At 32.4% G+C, this 12,806-nt stretch carries 11 protein-coding genes; 7 read left to right on the top strand and 4 right to left on the bottom strand.

The window, feature by feature from the left end:
- Positions 1–6: 6 nt before the first annotated feature.
- The gene (locus ACM55M_RS15290) at positions 7–1,260 is read right to left on the bottom strand and encodes a mechanosensitive ion channel family protein (RefSeq protein ID WP_416858522.1); all 1,254 of its coding nucleotides are present in this window, start codon (positions 1,258–1,260) and stop codon (positions 7–9) included.
- Complete coding sequence (locus ACM55M_RS15285; RefSeq protein WP_416858521.1) at positions 1,253–1,537, bottom strand: DUF3817 domain-containing protein; 285 nt, start codon at positions 1,535–1,537, stop codon at positions 1,253–1,255. The genes ACM55M_RS15290 and ACM55M_RS15285 overlap by 8 nt, the downstream gene beginning before the upstream one ends.
- 148 nt (positions 1,538–1,685) lie before the next feature.
- Here ACM55M_RS15285 and ACM55M_RS15280 point away from each other — a divergent pair, with 148 nt between their 5' ends.
- The 4 genes from ACM55M_RS15280 to ACM55M_RS15265 all read left to right on the top strand — a co-directional run bounded on the left by ACM55M_RS15280 (position 1,686) and on the right by ACM55M_RS15265 (position 6,943).
- Positions 1,686–2,213 (top strand): DUF6155 family protein, encoded by a 528-nt coding sequence (locus ACM55M_RS15280; protein ID WP_416858520.1) that lies wholly within the window; start codon positions 1,686–1,688, stop codon positions 2,211–2,213.
- Positions 2,214–2,320: 107 nt separating this feature from the next.
- Complete coding sequence (locus ACM55M_RS15275; RefSeq protein ID WP_416858519.1) at positions 2,321–3,865, top strand: DEAD/DEAH box helicase; 1,545 nt, start codon at positions 2,321–2,323, stop codon at positions 3,863–3,865.
- A 142-nt stretch (positions 3,866–4,007) separates the two neighbouring features.
- Positions 4,008–5,345, top strand: coding sequence for a DEAD/DEAH box helicase (locus tag ACM55M_RS15270; RefSeq protein ID WP_416858518.1), 1,338 nt, complete (start codon positions 4,008–4,010; stop codon positions 5,343–5,345).
- A 320-nt stretch (positions 5,346–5,665) separates the two neighbouring features.
- Complete coding sequence (locus tag ACM55M_RS15265) at positions 5,666–6,943, top strand: NAD(P)/FAD-dependent oxidoreductase (RefSeq protein ID WP_416858517.1); 1,278 nt, start codon at positions 5,666–5,668, stop codon at positions 6,941–6,943.
- Between the two features lie 13 nt (positions 6,944–6,956).
- On the opposite strand, the gene ACM55M_RS15260 is transcribed toward ACM55M_RS15265, so the two are convergent.
- Together ACM55M_RS15260 and ACM55M_RS15255 are read right to left on the bottom strand one after the other, a co-directional pair.
- A complete protein-coding gene (locus ACM55M_RS15260) occupies positions 6,957–8,201 on the bottom strand; it encodes a multidrug effflux MFS transporter (protein ID WP_416858516.1) in 1,245 nt (414 codons plus the stop codon).
- A gap of 114 nt (positions 8,202–8,315) precedes the next feature.
- Positions 8,316–9,053 (bottom strand): NUDIX hydrolase, encoded by a 738-nt coding sequence (locus tag ACM55M_RS15255; protein ID WP_416858515.1) that lies wholly within the window; start codon positions 9,051–9,053, stop codon positions 8,316–8,318.
- A 475-nt stretch (positions 9,054–9,528) separates the two neighbouring features.
- Here ACM55M_RS15255 and ACM55M_RS15250 point away from each other — a divergent pair, with 475 nt between their 5' ends.
- From ACM55M_RS15250 to ACM55M_RS15240, 3 genes are read left to right on the top strand one after another with little or no spacing between them, the layout of a single operon-like run.
- Positions 9,529–10,911: a carbohydrate porin gene (locus tag ACM55M_RS15250; protein ID WP_416858514.1), complete on the top strand. Its 1,383-nt coding sequence runs from the start codon at positions 9,529–9,531 to the stop codon at positions 10,909–10,911.
- 44 nt (positions 10,912–10,955) lie between these two features.
- Positions 10,956–11,801, top strand: coding sequence for a sugar phosphate isomerase/epimerase family protein (locus ACM55M_RS15245; protein ID WP_416858513.1), 846 nt, complete (start codon positions 10,956–10,958; stop codon positions 11,799–11,801).
- Between the two features lie 60 nt (positions 11,802–11,861).
- Positions 11,862–12,800 carry a carbohydrate kinase family protein gene (locus ACM55M_RS15240; protein ID WP_416858512.1) on the top strand — a complete coding sequence of 313 codons (939 nt, stop codon included), beginning with the start codon at positions 11,862–11,864 and terminating at the stop codon, positions 12,798–12,800.
- The last annotated feature ends 6 nt before the right edge of the window (positions 12,801–12,806 follow it).

The following is a 12,806-nucleotide window of genomic DNA, read 5'->3' as shown; positions in this document are numbered from 1 at the left end:
TTATTTTTAATCAGTTACATTTTCGCTAACTCCTTCAAAAATCTCTAAATCGAAATATTTTACGGAAGCAATAATATGATCAAATATGTCGGACATGATGTATTCATAATTTTCAAATCGTTTGTCATGCGAAAAAGCATAAACTTCAAGAGGAACACCATGAGAAGTAGATTGCAATTGCCGACAAAGCATTAACATATCTTTATTCAATCCCGGATAATGATGAAGATATTGGGTAATATATTTTCTAAACAGGCCTAAATTAGTCAAATTACGACCATTGATTGCCAATGATTTATCGATTTTATTATTCGAATTAAAAGTATCAATTTCTAATTTTCTAGTATCTATATAATCTGAAATCAGTTGGATTTTTTTTAATTCGTTTAATTCGGCTTCTTCCAAAAATCGAATACTGCCTGTTTTAATAAGAATGTGTCTTTTTATGCGTCGCCCATCAGAATTAAGCATGCCGCGCCAGTTTTGAAAAGAATCAGAACTCAAACTATATGTAGGAATAGTGGTAGTGGTATTATCGAAATTTCGAACTTTTACAGTAGCTAGATTAATTTCAATAACATCTCCATCTGCTCCAAATTTATCCATTGTAATCCAATCGCCTATTCGAACCATATCATTTATAGATACTTGGACACTCGAAACAAATCCTAAAATTGTATCTCTGAAAATCAAAATAATGATAGCTGAAACTGCTCCTAAAATGGTCAACAATTCTTTTTGATCGATATCGAATAGCTTCGAAATTATAACTGTGATTCCAACCATCCAAAGCACAATCATAATAACCTGAATAAAACTATCGATAGGTTTATCGCTATACCTTGGTTTTAACTTTAAATAATCTCTTAATGCATTGAAAATAGTTCGTATGATCCACAGTACTAGCATTACAATATAGATTCCTACCAATTTACCAAAAACACCTTCCCAGTATTCAAAACGATCTAAAATTATAGGAACTGATTTGTAAATAAATAATAGCGGGATTAAATGGGCGATGTATTTTGCTGTTTTATTGGTTACCAACAAATCATCAAACTTAGTTTTTGTTTTCTTGGCAACAACAATCATTAAGGTAACTAAAATAAGCCTGAAAAGTATGTATATACCGTAAGCTATTGCACATAATAATGCAATATTTACAATCAAACTTAGGTAGCTTGAAAAACTACTCCCAAATCCTATTTTCCTTAATATAGGATATAGAAAAGTGAATATTTTTTCTATGAATTTATACATTTTTCAAGTATTTCTTTTCCATGTAAAAAGTCCCAAAAGGAATTATTGATGCAAGACCGATAATCCCAAATTTTTTAAAGTCCCAATTTTCTTTAAATTTCAATAGTACTGCCAATATAACATAGGTAATGAACAACACTCCGTGAGCCATTCCTATTGGAAATAAAAGTGTTTTGTATAGCACTAAATTTGTAGGTTTTACAATAAGCATATTTGAAAATAAAACTAAATAGGAAACTCCTTCGAGAATGGCAACAATCTTAAAAAATCTAAGCATAAAAATTAAATTTGAGGTATAAAAGTAAAAAATAAAGAACCAAAGAACCGTTCTTAATACTTTATTTATGGCAAAATTAAGTATTATCATTGATTTTGGATGTATTCATTACTAAAGTAATTTACTTTTGTATTCTTAAACTTTGATAATGAGCAAACGCGATTTAAAAAAATACTTAGCTGAACTTAATAAAGAACAACTCGAAGGACAGATTATCGAATTGTACGAGAAATTTAGTCCGGTAAAAGTCTATTATAATTTTGTTTTCAATCCAAAGGAAGAAACACTTTTGCAGGAATGTAAACTCAAAATTTCAAATGAATATTATCCTTTGAAAAAGGCGGGAAGACGGAGCAAACCAAAAATGAGACGTTCTGTTGCCCAAAAATACATCAAGCATTTCACGCTCTTGGGAGTAGATCCATTTATAATTGCTGATGTAATGCTTTATAATATTGAAATTGCACAAAAATTCTCCTCCGAGCATATAATAAAACAAGACTTATTTTTCAAAAGTATGTTTAATTCTTTTGAACAAGCCATTGTCTTTTTGATAGCAAATGGAATCCTAAATGATTTTAAAACAAGGATTTTAGCTATTCATAACGAAACCATAACACAAAAATGGTACAATGAACCCGAATTCAATGCAATTATAGAGCGATTTGAATATTAAGTTTGCTGTATAATTCAATTTTATTTAATCAATCGTTTTTTTTTAATTAAAAATTGACAATTAAACTGTTTTTTAGGCGTATTTTTGCAAAAATCCAACAATAAGCAATGTCGCAAAACACTTTAGAAATAGAAATAGAAGACAAAAAAGAACTATATGCGTATCAAAAAGGCGACATTGACGCCATATTTGAACGTATCGATAATGCTCCTCCACAACATCATTTGTTATACCAATTGCCTACTGGTGGTGGGAAAACAGTAGTTTTTTCAGAAATCGTACGTCGTTATTTATCACAACACGATAAAAAAGTAGTTGTATTAACACACCGAATTGAGTTGTGTAAGCAAACTTCAAAAATGTTGAAGGGTTTTGACGTTAAAAACAAAATCATCAATAGTAAAGTAAAAGAACTTCCGGATCAAAACGATTATTCCTGTTTTGTTGCCATGGTAGAAACGTTGAAAAACCGAATTAATGACGAAAAATTACATTTAGATAATGTAGGATTGGTAATCATCGATGAGGCGCATTACAATTCGTTCAGAAAATTATTAAGCTCATTCAAAAATGCCTTTATATTAGGAGTTACCGCAACGCCTTTAAGTTCGAATATTAAATTACCAATGCATGAAAGCTACGATGAATTAATCGTAGGAGATACCATTAGTTCTTTGATTGCAAATGGCTTTTTGGCCAAAGCAATTACTTATAGTTATGATGTAGGTCTAACTTCATTAAAAGTAGGTATCAATGGTGATTACACCGTTAAATCATCGGATGATTTATACACGAATATGGCGATGCAGGAAAAATTACTGCATGCTTATACAGAGAAATCTCTGGGCAAGAAAACCTTGATTTTCAATAATGGTATCAATACCTCTTTGTATGTATATGAAACTTTTAGAGAAGCCGGTTATGCGATTCGTCACTTGGACAATACCAGTAATAACGAGGAAAGAAAAGATATTTTACATTGGTTTAAGCATACACCAGATGCTATTTTAACATCCGTTGGAATTCTTACCACAGGTTTTGATGAGCCTACTGTAGAAACTATAATTTTAAATAGAGCGACAAAATCATTGACATTATATTATCAAATGATTGGTCGTGGTTCTAGAAAACTGCCTAATAAAGATACTTTTAACGTTATCGATTTAGGAAATAATGCAGCACGATTTGGACTATGGAGTGAGCCGGTAAACTGGCAACACATCTTTAAATCCCCAGAGTTTTATTTGGAAAATTTACGTGATGATACGGAAATTGAGTTGTATTTCAAATACAATATGCCACCTGATGTACGCGCAAAATTCAGCAAAACAGAAGTAGTAACTTTTGATGTCGATGAAGAACATAAACTCATCATTAAACAAAATTTACGCTCTAAAGAAGTACTTGAAAAATCATTGGACCAGCATGCTGCCATGTGCGTTGATAATTCGGAGACTTTACAAGAAGCTAAAGCATTGGGAAAACTGTTAGATGATGATATCGATTGTCGCATCAAACGGTATTCTAAATGTTTGAGTCAGTGCAGTAAAAATTACCGCGAATGGCTTGTTGACGATTACAAATTAAAATTAATTTTGTTAACGGGAAAAAAATATCGTGAGAAAATCATGAACGAACCTGATGAAGATTAATATTTCTTTTCAAGGAGCTAATCCCGCTATTCGTTACAATCTTTTATTTTTAAAGAAAAAATAAAAGGATTTTCACTGCTATCGGGGCTAAAAATTACCGTTTACAAAATAACTTTTTTATAAAATTATAAAATCCAAAAAAATGCCAAAGCAATTCTCTGATTTAGGAATTTCAGCACCCATATTAAAAGCAATAAATGAATTGAAATTTACTGTACCAACAGAAATTCAACAAAAAACAATTCCGTTGCTTTTATCAAATACAACAGATCTGGTTGGACTTGCCAAAACGGGTACTGGAAAAACAGCGGCATTTGGATTACCTATTTTACAATTAATAGATACCAATTTATCTGTCATACAAGCGGTAATTCTTGTACCAACAAGAGAATTGGGACAACAAATCTTTAAGAATTTAGAATCTTTTGCTAAATTCCTACCCGAAGTTTCTATTGCAGCAACCTGCGGAGGAATTCCAATCAAACCACAAATAGAACGACTTTCATTGCCTACGCATATTGTTGTGGCAACACCGGGACGTTTAATAGATTTGATTCAGCGTAAAGCAATAAACTTAAAAGAAACCAGATTCCTCGTGCTCGATGAAGCAGATGAAATGGTTACCATATTGAAAGACGGCTTAGACGAGATCATCACCGAATTACCTAAAAATCACAATACTTTTTTATTCTCGGCAACCATGCCAGGAACCATAAAACAACTGATTCAAAACTACTTAAACAAAAACGTAGTTCAAGTTAGTGCTAATATGGAAACAGTAGGGAATCAAGGCATTGACCACGAATATATTGTAGTTGATCCAATTGAAAAACTCGATGTTTTGATGCATTTCTTAAATACTAAAGAGGGCGAACGCGGAATTATTTTTTGTAAAACGAAAGCCGCTGTCAATAAATTAGCTAAAAACCTAGCCATCAACCGGTTTTCATCAGGAGCATTACATGGTAGCTTATCACAAGGAATTCGAGACAGAATCATGGAGCAATTCCGTGAAGGACATATCAATATATTAGTAGCTACAGATTTAGCTGCAAGAGGAATTGACGTTAAGGAAATTTCTTATGTTGTTAATTATCATTTGCCTGATGTTTATGAAGCTTACGTTCACCGTAGCGGAAGAACTGCAAGAGCAGGAGCAAAGGGACTTTCTCTAACGGTTTTACAACCGGAAGAAGTGGCAGAAATTGCTGATTTCGAAAAAGAATTAGGAATTAAATTTACCCAGTTCAAAAAACCAACGGTTGCCAGTATCGAAGAAAACAACACATTATTGTGGGCAAAACAAATCTTTAAAACCAAGCCCAACCATGATGTTGATGCAGAACTTAAGACCAAAATAAAAACAGTTTTTCATCATTTGACTAAAGATGAATTAATTGAGAAGTTATTGGCTAATTATTTGTTGCAAAACAAAAATGAACCTTTAGAAAAGCCCGTTAAAAAGCTTAAAAAGAAGTAAAAAATTCTTTTCTATTACAATTTACAAAACCATTACATTACTTTAAAAAGTAATGTAATGGTTTTTTTTGTAAAAATTCTGTTTTGAAAATTTTATATTTAAAACAAAAAAGGGTACTTCTGTTTAACAAAAACAAAATAGACACTATCAGCTTTTTCAACGCTATCGTTTTCGTTGAGGATAAAATAGAAAAACCCAGAAAACACTCGAGAAATAGCTGTTTTTTTAACCCTTTTTTAGTACTAATAATTCGAGTCTCCTCTATAATTTATGTAATTTTGTAACAATTATTTTTTATAAAACTATATCAAAATTATTATATGGAAATTGTTATTATCGGAGGAGGATTTGCCGGATTAAATCTTGCTAAAGAATTAGTAAACGAAAAAGGAATTAATGTAACGCTCGTTGACAAAAACAATTATAATTTCTTCCCACCACTTATATATCAGGTTGCTACCGCTTTTTTAGAGCCTTCCAGTATCAGTTACCCTTTCCGAAAATTTTTTTCCGGGAAAAAAAATCTACAGTTTCGAATGGGAAACTTATTAAAAGTAAACCCTTCAGAAAATAAAATTATTCTCAACAATGGAGAATTAAAATACGATTACTTGGTTTTTGCTACAGGTGCTGAAACTAGCTATTTTGGGATGGAAAATGTAAAGAAAAATGCCATTCCAATGAAAACGCTGAATGATGCCATTGTGATGCGCAATACATTGTTGAAGAATTTAGAAAAAGCAGCCATTTGCAAAGACATTCGCGAAAGAAGGAAATTATTAACCATTGTAGTGGCCGGTGGTGGTCCAACAGGAGTTGAAGTTTCGGGAATGTTTGCTGAGATGCGTAAAAATATTTTGCTAAAAGAATATCCTGAATTAAGCACTACAGCAAGTAATATCTATCTTGTTGACGGAGCCAATGCCGTATTATCTCCAATGAGTAAAGCTTCACAGGAAGATACACTGGAGGCATTAACAAAATTAGGCGTTGTAGTAAAATTAAATACTACAGTGGTGGATTATATAGATGATACGGTATATTTTGGAAATGGAGAAACGATTCAAACCAAAAATTTAATTTGGGCTGCTGGAGTTTCAGCAAAAATTTTCGAAGGAATTCCTGCAGAAAGTTATGGTCGCGGAAAAAGAATGGCCACCGATGCTTTTAATAAAGTTAATGGTACCGAAAATATCTTTGCTATAGGAGATACTTGTCTTCAACTTACAGATGCAGATTTTCCTAATGGACATCCGCAAGTAGCACAAGTTGCTATTCAACAAGGAATAAATTTGGCAAATAACTTTAAGTTAATGAACCAGAGTAAGGCATTAAAACCCTTTAAGTATAACGATAAAGGATCAATGGCTATCATTGGGAAAAATAAGGCTGTAGTTGATTTACCTAAACCCAAAATGCATTTCAAAGGATTCTTTGCCTGGGTAATATGGCTATTCATTCACCTTATTTCATTGATAACGTATCGCAACAGGATAAAAACATTCTTCAATTGGATGATTGCTTATTTTGCAAAAGATCAATCTTTACGTATGATTATCAGACCTGATAAAAAAGCAAAATCAGAAAAACAAGAATAAATTAAACCTATAATTAATGAACTATTGCAATTCCCTCATCATGAGAAGTTGCAATAGTTTTTTTTATGGTTCGTTTTCCAAAAATCAAAATGATTAATGCCAAAATTGTGGTAACGGTCATAATCACCACCATAGGTAACATAGAGTCTTTTACAAAAACACCCACTGCAAAAGACGCCAAAGCTCCTAATCCTAACTGAATAGCACCCATTAAAGCCGAAGCACTTCCCGCATTTCTTGAGAAAGGAGCAAGAGTAAGTCCCGCAGTATTGGGATTTGATATCCCTAAACAACCTAAGAATAAGAATAGCATCGCAATAGTTTCGTATAATCCCAAAAGATTATTCATTGCCAAAATAAGGAATAAAATACTAATAATGGATTGCGTAATCAATGCACCATAAATCATTTTCTCACTGGTAAATTTTCTTAATAATAATGAATTAAGCTGACTGGCGCCTATAAAACTTAGCGACATAAAAGCAAATATCCATCCGTAGGTTTTAGCATCCACTTTGAAAATATCCATGAATAAAATAGGAGAAGCAGCAACATAAGTAAACAACCCTGAGAAAGCGATAGCTCCTGTAAACGCATAGGTATAAAACTGAGGTTCCTTTACAATACTAATAAAATTTGTAATTATAGGTTTAGGTTTTAATGAAATTGAAGTGTCTGGTTTAAACGTATTTGGTAAGCCCATTTGAGCGGCCAAAAGAATCAAAATCCCCATGCACATTAATATAAAAAAAACAGTATGCCAACCATAATCGGCTGTGATGTAACCTCCAATTGTAGGTGCTAACATTGGCGAAAGCCCAACAACCAACATCAATAATGAGAATACTTTAGGAATATCTTTGACAGGAAATAAATCCCGAACCATAGAAACCGAAGCTACAGTTGCAGCACAACTGCCGATAGCCTGAATAAAACGCAACCCAATGAAAGTATCAATATCAGTAACAAAAACACATCCTAATGAGGCTAAAATGTAAACTAACAATCCTATAAATAAAGGTTTTTTTCGACCAAAACGGTCTAATAATGGCCCATAAAGTAATTGTCCCGCTGAAATCCCAATGAAATAACTGGATAAAGTCATTGAAACATTGGCGACCGAAGTGTTCAAGTCTTTTGCAATTCCAGCAAAACCAGGCAAATACATATCAATTGAAAATGGACCGAGCGCTGTTAACGAACCTAAAATTAGAATTAATTTTATATATTTTGTTTTTGGGATTGATTTATCGGACATCAAATTGCTTTTTTAAATTTTTTGCAAAGGTAAATATTTAAGATGCCAATCGAACCACTTTCTTAAGTAATATTACATTTTGAAACCAATCCATCATTTATTAAAAACAGCAATCTAAATAGTAATCAAGTAGGTTTCTTTATATATTTTTTGATAAACATCTTTACTAAACATGAAAAGTTGAGAAGGTCTTTTTGAAACTCCCACTTGTTTTTCATCCAGCTCAATAATATATTTCTTTGTTAGCAATTTCCTCCTTAAATTACGATTATCGATTCCATTTCCTAATATAGATTCGTAAGTATCCTGTAATTCATTGAAGGTGAATTTATCGGGTAAAAGTTCAAAAATGATAGGTTTATACAATGCTTTTTCCTTTAAATCAGCATATGCGTCATTGATAATATCCCTGTGGTCAAATCCTAATTCCGGTAAATCATTTACAGGAAACCATTGCGGTTTATGTTGCTTATTTTCTAAAGTGACCTCCTGTGTTTTTACTAAAAAATAATAGGCAATAGTTATCGTCCGTTTATTAAAATTTTCATTTTTGGCCCAAATAACATCTTTTTCATTCATCAAACGATTCGGATCTCCAAAAACTTTAAATTGCTTTTTATATACATTATCAAGTCCTGTCAATTCCTTCAAGACTCTGGTAGCCGTATCATCTATTGTTTCATTTTCGAACGTATGATATCCCGTTAAAACATAATCGTTAACCAGTGGTTCGTGATTTTCTTTAGATTCTAAATAACGTTTTATCAATAATACGTTTAGTGATTTTGTATTGGCGTCAAACCCAAAAACGACGCAGTCTACGGATATATTTGGAATTATTTGAGGCATCATAAGATAACAAAGAATATAATTAGTTTTTTGAAAAGATTGTACTGTTTTGCACAGCCTTTTAATACTGCAAAACTAATGATTTATTTGTAATAATATATTTAGTACTATACACTTCAATTTCAATAATAAACGTCATTATTACGATATATATTATTTGCAATAAATTAATTGTTATTTATTAAAAAATCATATAATTAGACGTAAAAATGCTATAAATAAATATTTATTTGATTTTTTTTATTGTAAATTAAAAAAATATAATACATTTGAAAAATAATATTCAAAATGACGCTTAATATTAAAAATCAATAATGTAAATTGAAAACTAAATTTTATGGAACAAAATTAACAAGAGTATCAAATATTTCAGAAGCACTAAAAAAAGAAACTATTTAATAAATCTACTATACGTTTAGTCAACTTTTTAAAACACTTAATAAATCTTTTTTTCCTTAATTATTTTACTATACGCCTAATGCAAAAAACACTTTTCATACTTTTTTTTTCAATAACATCAATACATACTTATTCACAAGTTGTTATAACTAATTCAAATTTTTCATTGGGAACAACGGGTCGCATCGGAGTTGGACTTTCTCCAAATGGCGAAGGGAATATGTGGAAACCGTTGAATCTTTCCGGTCAAGGTTCATTAGGAGGACGTATGGAACAGGTTGACTATATCGATATATTGCCAGCCATACACTTCACTCCAAAGATTATTGGAAAAGACAGTACTAACGTGACTTTCCAAATGCGATTGGGAATGTATTCCGCTAATGGACAATTTGTGGGAAATGTGAGTACTCGTTCTAATAATGGTTTGACTTTTATCCTTCCCGAGGCTTATATCGAAGCTAGAAATATTATGGGAAGCAAATGGTCGGCTTGGGTCGGATCTCGTTTTCGTCGTTATGATGACATTCACATCAGTGATTATTTTTATTTTGATGATCATTCCGCACAAGGATTTGGCGTAAGCCATAAAAACACCGAACTAACCCTGTTGATGCCAGCTTCATCTGATTCAACCGGCGTTTACCCTTATAATTATCAAGTTACGGTTGCCGGCGCAACAAATCCTGCCATTCGCCAACGTATGGTTTGGATTGGAGAACACAGTATTCATTTGAAAAACGATAATGTAATTAAACTTTTAGGTGAATTTCATTATGTTGTTGCTAACTCAAAAAATGTTTCTAAGAATTATCCATCCGATAACGGCTGGGTAGCTGGTATTAAATACAATAATCCGCTAAAAACAGTTTTACCCGGCTCGTTTAATCAATTTTCGGTGCGTTATGGTTCCGGAATTGCAAATGGAGGTGATAACGGAAATACTTTTACTTGGGCAACTTATGGAGCACCAGATTCAGAAGGAAAATATAGCAATGCATATTCCTTTACAATGGTGGAACATTTTCTGCTAAACCTTTCGCAAAAATTCAGTATCAATGGATATGGTGTTTTTACAAAAAGTAAAGGGGGCTCTGCCAGTACGAATACGGATGAATACTTCAACGGAAATCAATTTTACAATCAAAAAACAGATTTTGTAGTAGGTTTTAGAAGTTTCTATTATGTAACGAAGTGGCTGCACTTAATTGAAGAAGTACATTATGCAGTTCGAAAAGACGGAGATAATCCAGAAGCCAATATGTGGAAATTTTCTTTTGCTCCCACAGTGGTGCCATTAGGTAAAAAAGATCCTTGGAGTCGTCCTCACATCCGCCTTGTTTACACGCTGGCTCACTACAACGATTACGCTCGCGATCATAATTATTCCCCGTATTTGCAAGTGAACCAAAAAAGTTGGGGTTCTTATATTGGAGTAAAAACAGAATGGTGGTTATTTTAAAAATAGGAATCTGAAAATAGAAATAAATTTTAAATTATATAAATATGCCAATTTTTGGAACAACAATTTTATCATTTATTCCAGGATGGAGTGCCGAAGGAGGTCGTTTTGCTATACAAAAGACTGCTGAATATGGTTTTGATATGCTTGAAATTATCTTACCGGCTTCATTAGATTTCGATGCTAAAACAACAAAAAAATTACTTGATAATAAAGGTGTTTTAGGTCGTTGCACGTTAAATTTACCAACAAATTGTCACATTCCTTTATATCCTGAGCAAGCAATAACCCTTATTAAATCAGCACTTGATAAAGTGGCTGACATGGAAGGTGATTTTTTAGGAGGTGTATTACATTCTGCCATTGGAACATTTACAGGAAATCCTTGTACAAAAGAAGAAAAAATAATCATTCGACAAGTATTTACTGAAGTCGCAGATTATGCGAACAAGCACAACATAACGATTGCTCCCGAGCCAATTAATCGGTACGAAAGTTATGTATTTACAGCTGCAGATGAAGTTTTGGATATGATTGAAGCTATTGGTACAAATAATATTGGATTGCATCTGGATACTTTTCACATGAATATTGAAGAAAGAAATTTCTACGATCCAATTATTCGTGCGGAAAACAGGTTGAAACACATACATATAACGGAGAGCGATCGTGGCATGACTGGCGAAGGCAACGTTCATTGGGATGATTTTTTCAAAGCTTTGGCGGCAATTAACTACCAAGGTCCGCTGGTTCTGGAGAATTTTTCTTCACAAATTACAGCATTAGTTGGACCAACTTCCTTGTGGAGACCTTCAAAATACAACTCGGAAGATCTTGCAAAAGGAAGTCTTTTGTTTATGAGGGAAATGGTCAATAAATGGTACCAATAATTATTAAATCCTAATAAAAATTAATTACCTAAATATATTGTTTTACATAAAAATGAAAAAATGAAAAAGAAATTAAACGGTGTTTGTTTTGGAGAAATCCTTTTTGATGTATTTCTGGAGCACAAAAAAATTGGAGGAGCACCACTAAATGTAGCTTCAAGACTAAATTCGCTAGGAGGGGAGGTTTCCGTTATCAGTGGAGTAGGGAACGATGTCAATGGGAAAGAATTAATAGATTATTTAAGTCTTTCCGGCATTAACACCGACGCTATTCAAGTAAAGGATACTTATCCAACAGGTTTAGTCAATGTTATTTTGAATGAAAAAGGAAATGCTTCCTATGATATTAATTATCCTTCAGCATGGGATAAAATAGAAACTTCAAACGAGAATATTTCAATAGTTGAAGCAGCAGACTTTTTTGTCTACGGAAGTTTATCTTGTAGAGATTCAGTTTCCAGAAATACATTGGAACAACTTTTAGCTGTTGCAAAATATAAAATATTTGACGTGAATTTAAGAGTACCACATTATACTAAGAAAAATGTTTTGGATTTATTGCATGTGGCTGATTTTATTAAGTTTAATGATGATGAGTTAAATGAAATTTGCGAGGATTTAAATTCAAATAAAAAGTCATTAGAGCAAAATATTAAATTCATTGCCAAGGAAACCAATACCGATACGGTTTGCGTTACTTTAGGATCTCATGGAGCGGTGTTGTATTGCAATGATACATTTTACCATAATTGTGGATTCAAAGTAAATGTGGTTGATACTGTGGGTTCCGGAGATTCTTTTTTAGCTTCATTAATCATTATGTTACTCAATGGGGAAGATCCTCAATACGCTATTAATTTTGCTAGTGCCGTTGGCGCTATTGTTGCTCAAAACGAAGGAGCAAACCCAGTAATTTTTCAATCGGAAATAGATGATTTTTTATGTGGTTTTGAACATACAGACTGTAAAACCAAAGAACCATTTGATATTATTAATTAACAAATT

It is taken from the genome of Flavobacterium galactosi (genome assembly GCF_048158585.1).
Lineage (GTDB): Bacteria > Bacteroidota > Bacteroidia > Flavobacteriales > Flavobacteriaceae > Flavobacterium > Flavobacterium galactosi.
The sequence above is the reverse complement of the archived record's forward strand: the minus strand, read 5'-3'. Positions and strand labels throughout refer to the sequence as shown.